Raw genomic sequence first — 18,171 nt, forward strand, 5'->3', positions numbered from 1 at the left:
GGATCAGACGCTGCCGTAGGCGTTGGCGAGGCGGCGCTGGGTACCGGAGTTGTTGATCATGGCGGACAGATGCGCCATCCAGGGCATGGTCAGGTCGCGGATCTTGCGGTCGTCGGCCAGGATGCGGCGGATGCAGTCGATCTTGGCCTGGCGGTTCGAGGCAGTGAGTTCGACGGCGGCTTCACTGCGTTTGAGCACGTTCACATGCACCGTGCATTCCTGTTCGAGCACGACCAGATGATCCCAGTCGCCGGCTTCGGCGGCGGCGAGCATCTGCCCGGTCAGGTCGGCGACCGCGGCGTATTCAGACAGGACTTCCTGGCCAGTCATCATCAGGCGCTCGCCATCACGGGATAGTGCGACATCGACGGCGCCTGCACCGGCTTTTCGCCGATCTGCGTCCAGGCGTCGCGCAGGTCGACCAGCAGGGCTTGCACTTCGTCCAGCAGCGACAGCTTGTTCTGCAGGTTGGCGGTCAACAGGCGTTCGGTCATGTACACGTACAGGGAATCCAGGTTGCTGGCGATGTCGCCGCCGGCCTTCTTGTCGAGGCTGGCACGCAGGCCGTTGTTGATGATGTCGAGTGCCTTCGAAATCGCGGCACCTTTCTCGCTGATGTGGCCTGCCGCCATGTGGCTGGCGGCGCTCTTGATCGCGGCCAGCGCGCCGTCGTACAGCATGACGATCAGTTTATGCGGCGAAGCCGAAATCACCGAGGTTTCCAGTCCTACTTTGGCGTAAGCGTTGACGCCGCGCTGCATCGATCCAAACATCATGCTCTCCAATACTTCGTCTTGTGGAAGACCGCGCCGATGGGCGTTCCTCCGAGTTCGTGCTGCAGCTGGTCGGGGCGGCTGCTGCGCCGGCCTGCCATTCTTCAGCGAGGGTAGTTTACTTGCTTAACGGCAGGTTCTAACCGGACTTGAGAGCCAGGAATACCCGGCTTTTTCCGGCTTTGTCATCCCGATAACGGAATGAAGACAAGCGCCGGGCAGGACGTGCGAGAGGGAAGGGAGTGCTTGCGCGGCCTCGGGAAAGGCCGCAGGAGATGCGGTGGATCAGTCGCTGGGCTGGTCGCTGCGGGGCTAGTCGTTCCGCGGCTGCTTGCGGCGCTCGTGATGGCGCCGCAGCTCGGGCGACTGCAATGCGCGGGTCAGGATCGTGCGCGATACATTGCAGGTGTCGAGATACGAGAGCGCGAACTCGACTCCGCGAATGTCCACCAGGTACAGCGCATATTCGGCGGTCAGCGCAGTTTGCTCATCGGTTCTTCTCTGCATCATAAAACTCAACCATGGACTCGGTCGACAGCCGGCCGGACGTCAGATACGTCCTCCGTGTCGCGTTAACACAATGATATCCACGTCGGCCGCGCGCACAAACCTCATTTGTGAGAAATTGTTTCTGTTGTAATCCGGTGTCAGCGTGCGCTCATCCGCACCTGCCCCGGCCCGGGCGCCAGGAAGCTGCCGGCTTCAGCCGCGTCGAGCGGGCGGGCATAGTAATAGCCTTGTCCCTGGTCGCAGCCGGTCTCGCGCAGGGCCAAGGCCTGTTCCGCCGATTCCACGCCTTCTGCCACCACGCGCAACTGCATGCGGTGGGCCATGGCGACGATGGCCTGCACGATGGCGCGCGCGTCGGCGCTGTGCACCATGTCGTTGACGAAGGATTTGTCGATTTTCAGCTTGTCGATTGGTAATTTTTTGAGATAACTGAAGCTCGAATAGCCGGTGCCGAAGTCGTCGATGCTGAGCGTGACCCCGAGCGCGCGCAAGTTGTGCATGATGGCCAGGCTACGTCCCGGATCGGCCATCGACAGGCTTTCCGTCAATTCCAGCTCGAGCAGGTGCGGCGCGATCTTCGCGTCCCGCAGCAGTTGCTCGACCAGGAGCACGACGTCGCCCTGCAGGAACTGGCGGGCCGACAGGTTCACCGCCACGGGAATGGCGGGGACGCCGGCGTCGCGCCAGGCCGCCATTTGATGTACGGCCGTGCGCACGATCCAGTCGCCGATCGGGACGATCAGGCCGGTTTCCTCGGCGATCGGCACGAATTCCTCGGGCGAGACGACGCCATGCTGCGGATGGCGCCAGCGCAGCAGCGCCTCGAAGCCGGCCAGGCTGCCGTCTTGCAGGCCTACTTTCGGCTGGTATTGCAGGAACAGTTCCTCGCGCTCGATGGCGCGCTGCAGTTGGTGTTCGAGCGTGATGCGGCGTCCCGGTTCGCGGCGCTGTCCGGGATCGAAACGCTGCAGGTGGGCGCCGCCGGTGCCCTTGGCATGGCGCATGGCCGTGGCGGCGTTGCTGAGCAGGGTGTCGGCATCCTCGCCATCCTCGGGGAAACAGGCATAGCCGAGACTGCAGGTAATGGCGATGTCCTTGCCGGCCCAGGAAACGCTGCCGTTGACGCTGGCCTGCAGCGCGTGCAGGCGCGCCGGCAGCGCGGCATCGTCGGGTGCGGCGTCGGGTGCGGCGCCGGGGGCGTTCAGCAGCAGCGCGAATTCGTCGCTGCCGATGCGCGCCAATAAATCATGCTCGCCGAGCCCCGCCTGCAGGCAGCGCGTGATGGCCACCAGTACCTCGTCGCCGGCGGCGTGGCCGAAGGCGTCGTTGATGCGCTTGAAGCGGTCGATGTTGAGACAGGCGACGGTCGCCGGCGTGGCCTGGCGGCGCCAGTCCGGCATGTTGTCGCGGATGGCTTTCAACAAGGCCTGGCGGTTGGCGAGACCCGTCAGGGTGTCGTGCGTCAGCAGGAACTGCACCTGGCTGGCGCTGGCCGCCAGCTGCTCGCCGGAGGCGTTGTGCTGCAGCTGGTCGTGCAGCTGCTGCGAGGCGATCGCGAGCTGGCGGTGGTAGATCAGTTCCTCGACCATGCGCGCCAAGTCGTGCAGTTCGGCCAGCTCGTCCTCGCCGAGTTCGCGCGGCGCGCTGTCGATGACGCACAGGGTGCCCAGCTTGGCGCGTTCGACCGAATACAGCTGCACCCCGGCGTAGAAGCGGATGAAGGGCGCGCCGGTGACGATCGGGTTGTCGGAGAAGCGTGGATCCTGCGTCGCATCCTTGATGACCAGCGCCTGGTCGGTCAGGATGGCATGGCCGCAGAAGGAAACGTCGCGCGAGGTGGTCTGGGCCACGAAGCCGCAGCGCGACTTGAACCATTGGGTATCGCTCCCGACCAGCGAGATCAGGGCGGTCGGCACCTTGAGCAGCTTGGTCGCCATGCGCGTGATCCGGTCGAAGGCTTCCTCGGGGCCGGTACCGAACAGGTTCGTGGCATGCAGCGCGGCGAGCCGGCGTGCCTCGTCGACCGGAATGGATGGTGTCATCATGGGCTGGGCGCGCCGTATCGTCGCGATACGGCTGTGGTCGTGATCCAGTCTGCATTACGCCAGAAGCTCCGCAATTTTGCAATTGCCACGCAATTGTAAAATCAATTTGGTGCGAGCGTAATGGCGAGGGCCTCGGCTTATGGATGGGGCAGGGCGCCGAGCGCGCCTTTCACCGCCTCGACCACGCCCTCCCAGTCGCCCGCCGTGCGCTGGCGGAACAGGCGCGCGCTCGGATACCAGGGCACGTCCGTGCGCTCGGTCAGCCAGCGCCAGTCGGCCACATGGGGCAGCAGCACCCACAGGGGCTTGCCGAGGGCGCCCGCCAGGTGGGCCACGCTGGTGTCGACCGAAATGACCACGTCCATCAGTTCGCACAGGGCGGCCGTGTCGGAGAAATCGTTCAGGTGCGCATCCATGCGCAGCACGCCGGAGGCTTCGAGCACGGCCAGGTCGTCGGCGCGGTGTTCCTTTTGCAGCGAGACGAACTGGCAGTCGAGCGCGAACAGCGGCGCCAGCTGGGCCAGCGCGATGCTGCGGTTGTGGTCGTTCGCGTGGTGGGCGTTGCCGCTCCACACCAGCCCCACGCGCGGGCGCACGTGGGCGCCCAGGCGCGGCAGCCATTCGGCCAGGCGCACCGCCTCGGCCGCCAGGTAGCGCGGCGGCGCGGGAATCGAGCGCAAGTCGGTGCCGAAGGCGAGCGGCAAGGTCATCAGGGGCGCCTGGAAGTCGAAGGGCGGCAACGGGTCGTCGCGCCGCACGATCTGGGCCACGCCCTCGAGCTGTCCCAGCAAGCCCACCAGCGCGCCTTGCACCTCGAGGATGACGCGGGCGCCGCGCGCCGCCACCAGCGGGGCATAGCGGCAGAACTGCAGGGTGTCGCCCAGTCCCTGTTCGGCGAACAGGAGGATGGTCTTGCCTTCGAGCGATTCCTGGCCCAGCCACAGGGGCTCGGTAAAGTCGCGTTTCTGACGGTAGACGGTCAGCGCTTCGTTCTTCCAGCGCCATTCGTAGCCGCGCCAGCCTTCGTCGAGGCGGCCGTGCTGCAGGTTGAGCAGGGCGCGGTTCCAGTGGGCAATCGCATATTCGGGGCTGAGCGCGATGGCGCGGTCGAAGCAGGCCAGGGCGTCGTCGTACTGGCGCAGGGTTTCGTAGACATTGCCGCGGTTGTTCCAGAGCGGCGCCGTCTCGCCCTTAATGCGCAGCACCTCGTCGTAGCAGGCGAGGGCATCCTCGATGCGGCCGAGGTCGCCCAGTACGTTGCCGCGGTTGAGCATGGCGTCCATGTGCTCGGGTTCGAGTTCCAGCACCTTGTCGAAACTGGCGAGCGCTTCCTCGAAGCGGCGCAGGCGCTGCAGCACCAGGCCGCGCCCATTGTGCAGGGCCGGCAGGCCTGGGTCGAGGGCGATGGCGGCATCGAAGCATTCGAGCGCACCCCTGAAGCGGGCCTGCTCGTGCAGCATGCCGCCGAGGCTGGCGCGGAAGGCGGCCGAGTCGGGTTTCAGGATGATGGCGCGCTCGAAATCGGCCTGCGCCTCGTTGCCTCGTTTCAGTTGGCGCAGGGTGCCGCCGCGACCGTGCAGGGCGTCGGCCGAATCCGGCGCTTCGGCGAGTGCGGTGTCATAGGCGGCGAGCGATTCGTCGAGCCGGCCCAGCACGCGCAGCACCTGGCCCAGGTTGACGCGTGCCTCCGTATAGCCGGGACGCAGCACGATGGCCTGCTCGAAACTGGCGATGGCCTCGTCGGCACGGCCCAGCGACACCAATATGTTGCCGCGGTTGTTGAAGGCTTCGGCATGGCCGGGATTGAGCGTGATCGCGTGGTTGCAGCTGCCGAGCGCTTCCTCGAAACGTTTCAGATGCTGCAACACGACCGCGCAATTGTTCCAGGCCTCGACATCGCCCGGCGCCAGCGCGATCGCGCGGTCGTAGCTCTCGAGCGCTTCCTCGTAACGCTTCAGGCCTTGCAGCACATTGCCGCGGTTATATAAAGCGTCGACATTGTCGGCGTCGAGCCCGAGTGCCTGCTCATAGCTTTGCAAGGCCGCTTCCTGCTCGCCGATGGCCTTGAAGATATTGCCCAGGTTGCTATACACGGACGAGACGCGTGGATTGACCTCGATCGCGGCCTGGATGAATTGCAGCGCCAGTTCGTGATTGCCGATCTGGTAACCGAGGATGCCGAGGTGGTGCAGGGCGTCGAAATGGCGCGGCGCGCGCTGCAGTACTTGTTCGTAGGCGCCGAAGGCATCGTCGAGGCGGCCTTCCTGGTGGGCGGCGAGGCCGCTGGCAAACAGGCGGTTGGCCTCGTTCTGCACGGTATTCTGGGGAAGTCTGGATTTCATTCGTCTGCGTCACTGGGGGCCGATGTCGGCATCGATGGCGAGTGTAGCGCATCCAGATTACAAGGTGCGCTGAAGCAGCTTCCCTAAATAAAACTAAAGGTTTTGTCCGGCTCGCCGTGAACGCTTAGGTCGCGGACAGAACGTCGTGTCTTACCGTTCGCATCCGATGCAAAGTTGCTCACAAACATTTTTTTTAAAAAAGTCCTCAAGGTTTTGCAGAGGTCTCCGTTAAAGAATACAAGCGAGCGGCAAACGCGACGCAAAAAACCAACCGAACCCTGATAGCAGCACCAAACTGAACTGCCCACTGGAGAATGACCATGACTTCGATCAACACCAACCTGTCCTCGCTGAACGCACAACGTAACCTGACCAAGTCGGCCGGTGAACTGTCGACCTCGATGCAGCGCCTCTCGTCGGGCCTGCGCGTCAACAGCGCCAAGGACGACGCGGCCGGTATGTCGATCGCTACCAAGATGGACGCTCAGGTGCGCGGCATGTCGCAGGCATCGCGTAACGCCAACGACGGCATCTCGATGATCCAGACCGCCGACGGCGCGCTGTCGAACATCTCGGACGCACTGCAGCGTATGCGTGAACTGGCAGTCCAGGGCGCCAACGCCACCAACGGCACGGAAGAATGGTCGAACATCGACACCGAAATCAAGGCGCTGAACACTGAAATCGGCCGTATCGCTTCGGACACCAAGTTCAACGGTACCGCACTGCTGACCTCGTCGCCAGTCACCAAGGACATCCAGGTGGGCGCCGATTCGGGCCAGAAGATCACCGTCAGCTTCGGCGCCAACACCGCCTACGCCGGCCTGGCAGCCACCGACGTCGACGTCACCGACGTGGCATCGGCATCGGACGCCATCGCCAAGATCGACGGCGCCCTGAAGGCCCTGAACACCGAGCGTTCGTCGCTGGGTACCGCCCAAAACCGCATGGGCTACGCCATCAGCAACCTGGCAACCTCGATCGAGAACCAGTCGGCAGCGAAGAGCCGCATCACCGACACCGACTACGCTGCTGAAACCAGCAAGCTGAGCCGCTCGCAGATCCTGCAGCAGGCAGGTACCGCGATGCTGGCCCAGGCCAACTCGGCACCGAACAGCGTGATGTCGCTGCTCCGCGGTTAATATCAGAGCGGTATAATCGATAAAGAGTATTGATGAACTGACGATGCGGGGCAGAGCCCCGCATCGTCGTTCCACGGGAGGTGTTCCGATGTTGCAACCGTTAAACGCTGGAAACCCAATGGCCGTCGCCGGCAACGGCGCACGGCCATCTGTCGATGGGGCAGCCAGGATTGCCGCTCCCGTTGCCGCTGCGCCCGCCGCGTCCGTCAAGACCGATAAGCAGCCCCAGCATGCCGAGCTGAGCAACGCGGTCGCCGACCTCAACAAGGTGGCCCAGGCCGCCTCGCAGGGCGTGCGTTTTTCGGTCGACGAGGACACTGGCCGCACCGTGGTCAAGGTGGTCGACACCCAGACCGACAAGGTGCTGCGCCAGATCCCCACGGTCGAGGCGCTCAAACTCTGGCGCTCGATCGAGCAGATGCAAGGCGTGATGTTGCGCGACAAGGCTTGAGGCAGGACGCCTCGGGCATATTGAAGGGAGAATCGCATGGCGACTATTAGCGGCGCAGGCATGTTGTCGGGACTGCCGGTGGACGACCTGGTGTCGGGACTGATGCGGGTCGAGCAGCAGCCCTTGGCGAACCTGCAATCGAAACAGGCCAGCTTCAATGCCAAGCTGTCGGCCTTCGGCACCCTGAAAAGCGCGGTGTCGGCCTTCCAGACCGCGGTCAAGAACGTCTCGGGCGACGCGCTCTCGGCGCTTACCGCCACCTCCAGCAAGACCGACACGGTCGGCGTCTCCGCCGCCAAGGGCAGCGGCGCCACCGCCGGCACCTATTCGATCGAAGTGAGCAAGCTGGCGCAAAGCGACAAGCTCGTGTCCGCCGGCGTCGCCCCGGACGCGAAGTTCACCGCGGCCGGCGGCAGCATGAGCATCACCATCGGCGGCAAGACCACGGCCGTCACGGCGACCGACGGTTCGCTCTCGAGCCTGTCGAACGCCATCAATAAAGCCAATGCGGGCGTCACCGCCACCATCCTGAACGACGGCACCAGCGACCGCCTCGTCATCACCGGCAACAACACCGGCACCGCCAACGGCGTCACCATCGCCGCCACCGGCGAGCTGGCCCAGTTCGCCACCGGCGCCGGCAGCACCATGACCAAGTCGCAGACGGCGCAAAATGCCGAGATGACGATCGACGGCGTGCCGGTCTCGAAAGCCTCGAACACCGTCACCGACGCGATCAAGGGCGTGACCCTGAACCTGGCCCAGACCAACGTCGGCAGCCCGGTCAAGGTCACCCTGGCGAAGGATACGGCGGACGTCACCAAGAACATCACGGCGTTTGTTGATGCCTACAACACGCTGGCGACGGCGGTCAACAAGCAGACGGCATTCAACGCCACCACCAAGACCGGCGCCGTGCTCAATGGCGACGCCTCGGCACGCTCGATCCTGACCGGCATCCGCGCCGAACTGGGCAAGGCGGTCGGCGACGCCGGCGGCCTCAAAACGCTGTCTGACATCGGCATCTCCTTCCAGCGCGACGGCACCCTGAAGCTGGAAAAGCCGGATAAGCTGAAAACCGCACTGGAAACCAATTTCACCGCCGTGTCGAGCCTGTTCGGCGGCAGCGACGGCGTCGCCACCCGCCTGACCAAGGTGACCGACGAGATGCTGGGTTCGAAGGGCGTGTTCAAGACCCGCACCGACGGCCTGAACGCCACCATCAGCAGCCTGGGCAAGAGCCAGGACCGGATGGAGCTGCAACTGGCGCAAACCGAGAAGCGCTACCGCGCGCAGTTCACCTCGCTCGATACGATGATGGTGAACATGCAGAGCATGAACAGCTATTTGAGCCAGCAGTTGGCGGCGCTGGCGGCGAATTCGGGGTATTGAGTTTTAGTCGGATGGTTAAATGAAGAATGCCCGCGAATGCGGGCATTTTTTTGTGCGTGTGATCGAGCGTTCGAGACGCGTGGACACAGGGCGCCCACCCTACGGTATCGTTAGCCGCTGCATACCGTAGGGTGGGCGCCCCGAGCCCACGCGTTCACGGTTTGCAAACCGACGGCACGTCTTATTCGGCGACCACGACCCGATTCTTCCCCGTCTGCTTGGCCTGGTACATCGCCCGATCCACCCGCGCCAAGAGCGTCGCCTGATCCTCGTTCGGCAAGCGCAAAGCCACGCCTGCCGAGAAGGTGATCAGGAGCTTCTCGTTATCGTGCATGAAGAAATGCTTGGTCAGCTCGCGCTGCAGGCGCACCATGGTCTGCACGGCCGCTTCGACCGGGGTCTCGGGCAGCATGATCATGAATTCCTCGCCGCCGAAGCGGGCGATCACGTCGATCGAGCGCAGCGTCGTTTTCACCACCTTGGCCAGGTGGCGCAGGGCGTTGTCGCCGGCCAGGTGGCCGTAGGTGTCGTTGAGCTTCTTGAAATTGTCGAGGTCGAGCAGGGCCACGCACAGCGGGGTGTTGCGGCGGTCGGCGCGGGCGCTTTCGCGCTCGAACACGTCGTCCAGGCCGCGCCGGTTCAGGGTGCCGGTCAGCTGGTCTTCGCGCACCAGCTCGCTCATGTGCTGGAGCTTGGCTTCGAGCTCCTTGATCTTGCTCTCCGCTTCCTGCACCTCGCGGTGCGCGGCCAGCATGCGGTCGCGCGAGGCCAGCGCCTCGGCTTGCGCCTGCTTGGTTTCGCGCAGCACTTCGTCAAGCACCTCGTTCAGTTCCGTGATGTCGCCGGCATGGCGGATGCGATCCGAAAAGCCGCCCAGCTTGTCGTGGTAGTCGCCGGTCGAGGCCGCCACCGAACCGAGGCGGTCGATGAAGGTCATCATCATGTTCTTGACGGTCGCCTTCACGTCCGACAGGTTGTGTTTCAGCTGGCCCTGCTTGTAGATGACGTCCTTCAGGCTGCGCGTGACGTCTTCCAGCGAACGGGTGTCGATCGGGCCGGAAATCAGCTCCTGCACGGCTTCGATCTGGCCGCGCATCCAGCTGTCGTCGTCCAGCAGTTCGCTGACGTTCTCCAGCAGCAGCTTGAACAGGCGCAGCAGCAGTTCCTGCTGTTCGCCGGCGTCGCCGCTGTGCAGTTCGATCTGGAAGCACAGTTCCTTCAGGCGCGTCGCGATTTCCTGCAGCGCCGCTTCGCCGTGGGCCACCTTCACGGCGGCGCCCAGCGACTCGGCTTCCTTCGAGAGCGTCGGGCTGGCTGGCAGCAGCGAGGCCAGCGCGAAGGCCAGCGTGCGGCTGAGCAGCTCGCGCAGCAGCTTGGTGTCGTTGCTTTCCATGCCGTAGGTGACGCCGGGCGGAATCCCGCGCCGCAGGTGCTTTTCGACCAACTGCGACAGGGCGCGCGCATAGGCATCCCAGTCGCGCCCCTTCACGGCGCGGTTCAGGCGGCGTCCGTACTCGGCCAGTTCCCCCGGGGTGTCGGTCAGCTCGGTCGCGAAGTCGCCCAATACACGCTCGGCCGGGGCGGATGCCACCGGCGCCGGCGCCGGCTTCGGAATGCCGGCGATCTCGTCGTAGATATCGCGGTAAGCGTCGGGTGTGGGGGCGATGCGGCGGGTAGCAAGGCGCCGAAACGCCTCGCGGGCGATGTCGACTGGATTCTGAGCGGGCGGGTTAGTCATGATGCAAGCTTACGTATTTACTGTGCAGCAATGATAAGCACCTTTTCATTCCGGCATCGCACGAAAAGAGGCTAAAAAGCATCTTACTTACGGCAATGCATAAAACCTTGTCTATTCGACCAACTGGTTGCGGATCGCGTAATGGGTCAGCTCGGCGCTGGTCTTCAGGTTCATCTTCGCCAAGAGGCGGGCCCGGTATTCGCTGACGGTCTTGACCGACAGCGACAGCTCGCGCGCGATCTCGCTCACCGTCTTGCCGGAGGCGATCATGGTCAGGGTCTGGAATTCGCGATCGGACAGGCTGTCGTGGGCCGGGGCGTCGTGGTCGCCGCCGACCTGGCTGGCCAGCGCCTGGGCCAGGGTGGCGCTGACGTATTTCTGACCGCCCGCGACCTGGCGGATGGCAGTGACGAGCTCGCGCGGCGCGCTCTGCTTGGTGAGATACCCGGCGGCGCCGGCCTTCAGGGCGCGGATCGCGTACTGGTCTTCGCGGTGCATCGACAGCATCAGCACGGCCAGCTCGGGGCGCTCCTGCTTGATCTGCTTGAGCACCTCGATGCCGTTCCGGTCAGGCATCGAGATATCGAGCAGCATCACGTGGCAGCGCGATTTGCGGAACAGCTTGATGGCGTCCAGCCCGTTCTCGGCCTCGCCGGCGACGACGATGTCGCGCTGCTCGGCCAGGATCTGTTTCAGGCCCTCGCGCACGATGGCATGGTCGTCGGCGATGAAAACGCGGATGGTGGCTTTGTCGGTCATTGTTATTGGGTCATTTATTGGAAGCGCCTAACAAAGCCCTCAGGGCAAGGCGCATCGTCGAAGACAGTACGATTGTACGGCGAGACGATGCAACGCCGCCATGAGGGATTTGTCAGGTGCTCGGGGGCGCCAACCTGATCTTGATGGTCACAATCGTGCCACCTCCGGGCGCTGCCGACAAGGTCAGGGTGCCGCCCAGCGCGCGCGCCCGTTCGCTCATGCCGCGCAGGCCGAAGGAGGCGGGCTTCAAGCGGTCGGCCGGGGCGATACCGCGGCCGTTGTCGCAGATGGCCAGGGTCAGGTGCTGGCGCTGGCGCCGCAGGGTGACGGTCACGCGGGTGGCGCCGGCATGCTTGGCCACATTCGTCAGCGCCTCCTGGAAAACGCGGAACAGCGCCGAAGCGTGGTCGGGATCCAGATCGATCTCGCGTTCGGCGCTGCGGAACACGCAGGCGATGCCGGAACCTTTTTCGAATTCGCGTGCCTGCCACTCGAGCGCGGCGACGATGCCCAGATCCAGCGTCGACGGCCTCAGGTCGAGCGAGATCCGATGCACGGCATCGATGGTTCGGTCGACCAGGTCGTCGAGGTAGGTGGCCTTTTCCAGGAGCAGGGGCTGCTCCTGCGGCAGACGCGCGGCCAGCATCGACAGCGCCATCTTGATGGCCGTGAGGTTGCCGCCCAGGTCGTCGTGGATCTCGCGCGCGATGCGGGCCCGTTCCTGCTCCTTCACCTGCTCGATGTGGTCGGTCAGTTCGGCCAGGCGCGCGCGCGAACGCAGGGTCTCCTGCTGCTCGATCTTGCTGTCGGTGATGTTGGTCATGATCCCGTCCCACTGCACCGCGCCGCCGGGGGCGGCATGGGGCGTGGCGCGCAGGTTGATCCATTTGACGTCGCGCCAGGCGTCGATCCAGATCCGGCCCTCCCAGTTCCAGGCCGAGAGCGAAATCTTCGACACCGCCATCGCCTCCAGGTAGCCCTTGCGGTCTTCCGGCAGGATCAGGCGCAGGAACAGGTCGGGATCGTGCTGCAGCGCGCTTGGTTGCACCCCGAGCAGGGGCGCGCAGCCGTCGCTCAGATAGGGAAAGGCGTGGCGTCCATCCGCACCCAGGGTGAACTGGTAGACCAGGCCCGGCGTGTGGTTGACGATGGCATTGAAGCGCGCCTCGGACATGGCCAGTGCCTGCGCCAGCGTGGTCGACGCGGCCAGTTCGGACGAGAGGTCGTCGCCGACCGCCAGCAGCAGGGCGCGGCCGTCGCGCTGGGTGCGCAGGAAGGTCAGCTTGACGGGATAGCTGCTGCCGTCGGCGCGGCGCAGTTCGGTGCGCAGGCAACGCTGCTCGCCGATGTCCTCGCCCAGGCCGGCCAGCAGGGCGCTCAAGGTCGCCTCGTCGAGGCTGGGCGCGATGTCGGGCGCGCGCATGCTCTTCAGCGTTTCGGCGTCATAGCCGAGATTGGCGCGCGCGCTGGAATTGACGTCGACCAGGGAGAGCGTCGCAGCGTCGATCAGGAGAATTTCGGCGGGCGCGGCATGCATCGGCGCCGCCAGCAGGGGTTCGTTGTTCGTCATGGTTCGCTCCCCGGTTTGCGGCGCCGGCGCCAGAGCGAGACGAAGCGGCGCAGGGCGCGCGCGCTGCGCGTGGCGTGGCGGCTGCCGAAAGGCACCGAGGGTTTGAGTTGCTGCCGCAGCCGGCGCAGCACGCGGCGCAGGCCGGACGCCGAACGGCGGGCCTGGGCATACAGCGGGCTGGCCCGGAAGCGGGCGATGAGCTGATCCTTGAACACCATGAAGCGATTGTGCCACCGCGCGAACCAGACGAGCGCCAGCAAGGACGGCAGCGTCAGCACGTAGATGCGCGCCACCACCATCGCGCCGCCGACCTTGGCCAGCACAAAGGTGGCGACGCCGGTAAAGGCGTGGCCCTTGGCGATCGCCAGCAGCGCCAGGAACTTGATCGGCAGGAGCAGCAGGCCGGGCAGGGCAAAGGCCAGCAGCGCGGCCCAGGGCGGCAGGCGGCGCATCCCGCTCTCGAGCGCGCGCAGCGGCGGCCAGGCGGCCAGCGCCCCGGCCCAGCGGCTGCCCGCCGCCCACAGCCATTGTTCGAGCAGCAGCAACAGCGCCACGACGTACAGCAGCGGCGCCAGCAGCGGGCTGCGCGGGGGAAGTCGGCTCGTCGTGGCGGGGCTTGTCATCCTGCGCATGATACGGCATCCGCAGCCCCTTTCCTTAGGCGAAGCTGAGCCGGACTGCGCACGTTCCGCTAGCGTTTCTCAGGGCGGCCGGACTGGGGCTACAATGGACGAATGAACAAGGCATTTGTAAAAGAATCCGAGAACGACGACGATGACGACGCCGTCGCCCTTGCGCAGGCGATTCCCGTCGGCGCCAAGAACTACATCACCCCTGCCGGCTACAAGGCCATCAAGGACGAGCTGCTGCAGCTGATCGACGTCGACCGTCCGGAAGTGGTGCGCATCGTGCACTGGGCCGCCTCGAACGGCGACCGCTCGGAAAACGGCGACTACATCTACGGCAAGCGCCGCCTGCGCGAGATCGACCGCCGCATCCGCTTCCTCACCAAGCGCCTCGACTCGGCCTTCATCGTCGACCCGAGCGTCCATCACGGCAACGACCAGGTGTTCTTCGGCGCCACCGTCACCTATGTCAACAAGGCCGGCGACGAGCACACCGTCACCATCGTCGGCGTCGACGAGCTCGACCCGCTGCGCGGACGCATCAGCTGGGTGTCGCCGGTGGCGCGCGCGCTGACCAAGTGCCGCGAGGGCGACGTCGCCACCCTGGAGACGCCCCAGGGCAGCGAGGAACTGGAAATCGTGTCGGTCGAGTACCCGGAGCCGATCGCGGACTGAGCCGGCCGAAGGCGGCCGGGACTGGTAAGATGCTGGTTTGGCGCACTTGGCACCTTCATGAACCACTCCAACGACACCGCACGCGAGTCCGACGTCCTGGCCGCGCTGCGGCAGGCCACGGCCACCCGCCACGAACGCCTCGACAGCGGCCTGCCGCTCGCGGCGCCCGACGCCACCCTGGCCGACTACGCCCGCCACCTGCACCTGCTGCGCGCCTGGCTGCTGCCGCTCGACGCCTGGCAGCAGGGATTCAGCGACGGCCCGCAAGGCGCGGCCGGGATCGCCGCCGCTTCGCACCTGGCCCTGATCGACGCCGACCTGGCCGAGCCGGCGCTGGCCCCCTACGCCAGCTGCGCACACGTGCACACCCTCCAGCAACCATGGCCGGCGCAGGCCAGCGCCGCCTACCGCTGGGGCGTGGCCTATGTCGTCGAGGGTTCCCAGCTGGGCGGCGCCGTCTTGTATAAACGCCTGGCCGAGCGGCTCGCACCGCATCCGCTGCGCTACCTGCGCGGCGCGGGCGAGGGCGGCCCCGGCCCGCGCTGGCGCGCCTTCATGGCGGCGCTGCGCGAGCAGGTGCGCAGCGAAGGAGAGGTTGCAGAGGCTTGCGCGGGGGCGTGCGATGCGTTTGATCGGATCCTGGCGCTGGCGTTCGATCGGCATTGAGGCACGATTGAACGCGTGGACGGCTGAGCCGTCCACCCTACCGGGTGCGCAACACGATCTTCGGATGTAGGGTGGACGGCTCCACCCGATAGCAGGTCAACACGCGTCCTTGGCGCCGTCCACGCGTTCGACCAGCCTTCCTGCTCGCGTAGCAGTGCCGGACGTAAAAAAGCCCACTCGCGTGGGCTTTTCGTTTTCCAGGAAGGAGGCGTCAGGCCCGCTCGCGCTCCACCCGATTCACGCCCGCCACCCTTCTCAGGTTGCGAATCAAATGCGCCAGATGCACCCGATCCTTCACCTGAATGGTGAAGCGCAGCTGCGTCATCATGTTCTCGTCGTCCTCGTCCATGCCGACATAGGTGATGTTGCCGTCGGACTCGCCGATCTCGGCCGCCACGCGCGCGAGGATGCCTTTTTCGTTGTTGATCAGGAGGCGGATGCGGCAGTCGAAGCGGCGGTTCAGTTCCTCGCCCCACTGGACGGCGATCCAGCGATCCGGCTCTTTCACACGCAGGCGCTTCGCCGGCAGGCAGTCGCAGGTGTGCACGACCAGGCCCTGGTCGCGCCGCAGCTGGCCCGTGATCTGGTCGCCCGGGATCGGCAGGCAGCAGGGTGCCAGCTGCACCGAGACGCCTTCGCTGCCGTAGATCGTGACCGGGTCGATGTCGGCGGCGGGCGGCATGTTCGAGGGCAGGGCGGTGGACTCGCCTTCGATCAGGCCGAAGATGTGGCGCGCCACCAGGGCCGGCATGCGCTTGCCGATGCCGATGTCGGCGTACAGTTCGTCCATCGACTTGGCCGAGGATTCGGCGAGCAGCTTGTCGATCGTGCTGGCGGAAAGCTCCGGCTCGATGTTGCGCGCGGCCAGTGCCTGCGCCAGCAATTCCTGGCCCAGTTCCACCGACTCGTTGACGTTGATCGTCCGCAGATAATGGCGGATCGCCGAACGCGCCTTGCCGGTGCGCACATAGCTGAGCCAGGTCGGGCTCGGGCGCGAGTCCGGATCGGTGACGATCTCGACGATGTCGCCGTTGTGCAGCTCGGTGCGCAGCGGCTGGGTTTCGTTGTTGATCTTCACCGCCACCGTGTGGTCGCCGATGCCGGTGTGGATCGAGTAGGCGAAGTCGAGCGCCGTGGCGCCGCGCGGCAGGGCGATGATCTTCGACTTCGGCGTGAACACGTAGACGGAATCCGGGAACAGGTCGACCTTGACGTGTTCGAGGAACTCGGCCGAGTCGCCGGTCTGCTGCTGGATGTCGAGCAGCGACTGCAGCCAGGCGTGGGTACGCTGCTGCAGATCCGACATGTTCTGGTCGCCCGTCTTGTACAGCCAGTGCGCGGCCACGCCGGACTCGGCGGTGCGGTGCATGTCCTGGGTGCGGATCTGGAATTCGACCGGGGTGCCGTAGGGGCCGATCAGGGTCGTGTGCAGCGACTGGTAACCGTTGAGCTTGCGGATCGCGATGTAGTCCTTGAACTTGCCCGGCATCGGCTTGTACAGGCCGTGCAGGGTGCCCAGGGTGACGTAACAGTTCGGCACCGTGTCCACGACAATGCGGAAGCCGTACACGTCGAGCACCTGCGAGAACGACAGGTGTTTGTTGCGCATCTTTTTATAGATACCGAACAGGGTCTTCTCGCGGCCGTAGACTTCGGCGTGGATGCCGGCCATGGCCAGCGTGCTCTTGACCGCCTCGAGGATCTTCTTGACCACTTCGCGTCGGTTGCCGCGCGCCGCCTTGACCGCTTTCGAGAGCGTGCGGTAGCGCAGCGGATACAGGTGCGAGAAGGCGAGATCCTGCAGCTCGCGGTAGATGTTGTTCAGGCCGAGACGGTGCGCGATCGGCACATACACTTCCATCGTCTCGCCGGCGATGCGGCGCTTTTTGGCCGGCGCCATCACGCCCAGGGTGCGCATGTTGTGCAGGCGGTCGGCCAGCTTGATCAGGATGACGCGCACGTCCGAGGCCATGGCCAGCAGCATCTTGCGGAAGTTTTCCGCCTGCGCCTCGACCAGGCTCTGGAACTCGATCTTTTCCAGCTTGGACAAGCCGTCGACCAGGTTCGCCACCTGCGGGCCGAAGCGTTCGAGCAGCTCTTCCTTCTTGACGTCCTGGTCTTCGATGACGTCGTGCAGGAGCGCGGCCATGATGGCCTGGGCGTCGAGCTTCCACTCGGCGCAGATCTCGGCGACGGCGATCGGGTGCGAAATATACGGTTCGCCCGACTTGCGCACCTGGCCGAGGTGCATCTCGTCGGAGAAGCGGTAGGCTTCCCGAACCTTCTTGAGTTCGACGGGAGTGAGGTAGTCCGAGAGCTTGTCGATCAGGTGGCTGACCGTGGCGACGCCGATGGCGGGCGGCTCAGGGACTTCTTGCGGCTTGCCCGGGCGCTTGGCCCGGGTGGTGGTGTTGCCTGATTGAGTCGAGTCCGGGGGGAACAGGTTCATACTAGGTTCATACGTTAGTCGATCAGCCGCAGTGTGGTGACAGAATAACAGAATAAGGCATCGACACAGTCAGGCGTCCCGGCGCGATTACATCGGCACTTTTTTCAGCATTTCCAGGCCGACTTTGCCGGCGGCGATTTCGCGCAGGGCGACGACGGTCGGCTTGTCCTTGGCTTCGACTTTCGGGGTGTGGCCCTGCAGCAGCTGGCGTGCGCGATAGGTCGCGGCCAGGGTCAGCTGAAAACGGTTCGGGATAGTTTTGAGGCAATCTTCGATGGTGATACGGGCCATGGTGTAGCTCCTGAAATGGACAATGGTGCAGCGGCGTGGACGACGCTTGCAGATTACGTTGGTTGAATGACGTGGATACCCAATTGGGCAAACAGCGAGGCGTTGCGGGCGGCCTGTTGGGCGAAGCGGCAACGTGTCGCCTGGACAATCGCCCGCAGCTCGGACAGGGCGACATTGAACTCTTCGTTGATGATAGCATATTCGAACTCGGGAGCGTGAGCGATCTCGCCCCCAGCGGCCAGCAAACGGCGCGTGATGATGTGCGGTTCGTCGGTGCCGCGCTTGTGCAGGCGTTCTTCCAGCGCCTCGATCGATGGCGGCAGGATGAAGATGCCGGCCGCATCCGGGAACTGCTTCTTCACCTGGCGCGCACCTTGCCAGTCGATTTCCAGAAGGATATCGGTGCCGCTCTTCATTTTCTCTTCGACGCTGGCGCGGCTCGTGCCATAGAAATTGCCGTGCACTTCAGCCCACTCCAGGAACTCGCCACGGTCGGCGCGCGCGACGAAATCCTCGGCCGTCGTGAAATGGTAATGCACACCGTCCTGCTCGCCCGGACGCGGCTGGCGCGTGGTGGTCGAGATCGACAGCTGGATGCCTGGCTCCTGCGCCAGCAGCGCATTGACCAGGGTCGATTTGCCGGCGCCGGACGGGGCGGCAACGACGAACAGGCTGCCGGAGAAAGCGGGGGTGATCATGGGGTAGTCCTTTGTTTCTGCGATTTTCGCGATGGTGCATGATA

Annotated in this window: 17 protein-coding genes; 5 read left to right on the top strand and 12 right to left on the bottom strand. The window is 65.0% G+C overall.

Translation table 11 applies throughout. From position 1 onward, the window contains the following. Positions 1-3 precede the first annotated feature (3 nt). The 5 genes from ASF77_RS17540 to ASF77_RS17560 form a co-directional block, all read right to left on the bottom strand. Positions 4-333, bottom strand: a complete 330-nt coding sequence (locus ASF77_RS17540; protein ID WP_056342101.1) for a flagellar protein FliT — start codon at positions 331-333, stop codon at positions 4-6. Beyond that, entirely contained in the window at positions 333-773 is a 441-nt protein-coding gene (gene fliS / locus ASF77_RS17545) for a flagellar export chaperone FliS (protein ID WP_056342103.1), read from the bottom strand. The genes ASF77_RS17540 and fliS overlap by 1 nt, the downstream gene beginning before the upstream one ends. Positions 774-1,085: 312 nt before the next feature. After that, entirely contained in the window at positions 1,086-1,280 is a 195-nt protein-coding gene (locus ASF77_RS17550) for a hypothetical protein (protein WP_156648922.1), read from the bottom strand. 140 nt (positions 1,281-1,420) lie between these two features. Continuing rightward, positions 1,421-3,328, bottom strand: a complete 1,908-nt coding sequence (locus tag ASF77_RS17555; protein WP_056342110.1) for a GGDEF domain-containing protein — start codon at positions 3,326-3,328, stop codon at positions 1,421-1,423. Positions 3,329-3,465: 137 nt separating this feature from the next. Further along, positions 3,466-5,670, bottom strand: coding sequence for a tetratricopeptide repeat protein (locus ASF77_RS17560; protein WP_056342114.1), 2,205 nt, complete (start codon positions 5,668-5,670; stop codon positions 3,466-3,468). Between the two features lie 320 nt (positions 5,671-5,990). Here ASF77_RS17560 and ASF77_RS17565 point away from each other — a divergent pair, with 320 nt between their 5' ends. From ASF77_RS17565 to fliD, 3 genes are all read left to right on the top strand, one after another. Continuing rightward, the gene (locus ASF77_RS17565; protein WP_056342117.1) at positions 5,991-6,812 is read left to right on the top strand and encodes a flagellin; all 822 of its coding nucleotides are present in this window, start codon (positions 5,991-5,993) and stop codon (positions 6,810-6,812) included. 118 nt (positions 6,813-6,930) lie between these two features. Continuing rightward, on the top strand, positions 6,931-7,263 hold the full coding sequence (locus ASF77_RS23795) for a flagellar protein FlaG (protein ID WP_082493853.1): 333 nt from the start codon (positions 6,931-6,933) through the stop codon (positions 7,261-7,263). Positions 7,264-7,299: 36 nt separating this feature from the next. Continuing rightward, positions 7,300-8,655 carry a flagellar filament capping protein FliD gene (gene fliD / locus ASF77_RS17575; RefSeq protein WP_082493854.1) on the top strand — a complete coding sequence of 452 codons (1,356 nt, stop codon included), beginning with the start codon at positions 7,300-7,302 and terminating at the stop codon, positions 8,653-8,655. 181 nt (positions 8,656-8,836) lie between these two features. On the opposite strand, the gene ASF77_RS17580 is transcribed toward fliD, so the two are convergent. The 4 genes from ASF77_RS17580 to ASF77_RS17595 all read right to left on the bottom strand — a co-directional run bounded on the left by ASF77_RS17580 (position 8,837) and on the right by ASF77_RS17595 (position 13,354). Further along, on the bottom strand, positions 8,837-10,393 hold the full coding sequence (locus ASF77_RS17580; RefSeq protein WP_056342121.1) for a GGDEF domain-containing protein: 1,557 nt from the start codon (positions 10,391-10,393) through the stop codon (positions 8,837-8,839). Positions 10,394-10,504: 111 nt separating this feature from the next. Further along, positions 10,505-11,152: a response regulator transcription factor gene (locus ASF77_RS17585; RefSeq protein WP_056342124.1), complete on the bottom strand. Its 648-nt coding sequence runs from the start codon at positions 11,150-11,152 to the stop codon at positions 10,505-10,507. 112 nt (positions 11,153-11,264) lie between these two features. Continuing rightward, positions 11,265-12,722 carry an ATP-binding protein gene (locus ASF77_RS17590; protein ID WP_229445474.1) on the bottom strand — a complete coding sequence of 486 codons (1,458 nt, stop codon included), beginning with the start codon at positions 12,720-12,722 and terminating at the stop codon, positions 11,265-11,267. Continuing rightward, positions 12,719-13,354 (bottom strand): hypothetical protein, encoded by a 636-nt coding sequence (locus ASF77_RS17595; RefSeq protein WP_229445475.1) that lies wholly within the window; start codon positions 13,352-13,354, stop codon positions 12,719-12,721. Before ASF77_RS17595 ends, ASF77_RS17590 begins: the two co-directional genes overlap by 4 nt. A gap of 102 nt (positions 13,355-13,456) precedes the next feature. Between ASF77_RS17595 and greB the strand changes: the two genes are divergently transcribed. Next, positions 13,457-14,023, top strand: a complete 567-nt coding sequence (gene greB, locus ASF77_RS17600) for a transcription elongation factor GreB (protein ID WP_056342131.1) — start codon at positions 13,457-13,459, stop codon at positions 14,021-14,023. 57 nt (positions 14,024-14,080) lie between these two features. Continuing rightward, positions 14,081-14,689: a biliverdin-producing heme oxygenase gene (locus ASF77_RS17605; RefSeq protein WP_056342134.1), complete on the top strand. Its 609-nt coding sequence runs from the start codon at positions 14,081-14,083 to the stop codon at positions 14,687-14,689. A gap of 211 nt (positions 14,690-14,900) precedes the next feature. Here the strand turns inward: ASF77_RS17605 and ASF77_RS17610 are convergent, their stop codons facing one another. The 3 genes from ASF77_RS17610 to gmk all read right to left on the bottom strand — a co-directional run bounded on the left by ASF77_RS17610 (position 14,901) and on the right by gmk (position 18,127). Further along, entirely contained in the window at positions 14,901-17,138 is a 2,238-nt protein-coding gene (locus ASF77_RS17610; protein ID WP_056342137.1) for a bifunctional (p)ppGpp synthetase/guanosine-3',5'-bis(diphosphate) 3'-pyrophosphohydrolase, read from the bottom strand. Between the two features lie 87 nt (positions 17,139-17,225). Further along, positions 17,226-17,429, bottom strand: coding sequence for a DNA-directed RNA polymerase subunit omega (rpoZ, locus tag ASF77_RS17615; protein ID WP_008451304.1), 204 nt, complete (start codon positions 17,427-17,429; stop codon positions 17,226-17,228). A 53-nt stretch (positions 17,430-17,482) separates the two neighbouring features. Next, positions 17,483-18,127 (bottom strand): guanylate kinase, encoded by a 645-nt coding sequence (gene gmk / locus ASF77_RS17620; RefSeq protein ID WP_056342140.1) that lies wholly within the window; start codon positions 18,125-18,127, stop codon positions 17,483-17,485. Between the last annotated feature and the right edge of the window lie 44 nt (positions 18,128-18,171).

The sequence above is a fragment of the Massilia sp. Leaf139 genome, from assembly GCF_001424165.1.
Classification (GTDB): Bacteria; Pseudomonadota; Gammaproteobacteria; order Burkholderiales; family Burkholderiaceae_D; genus Telluria.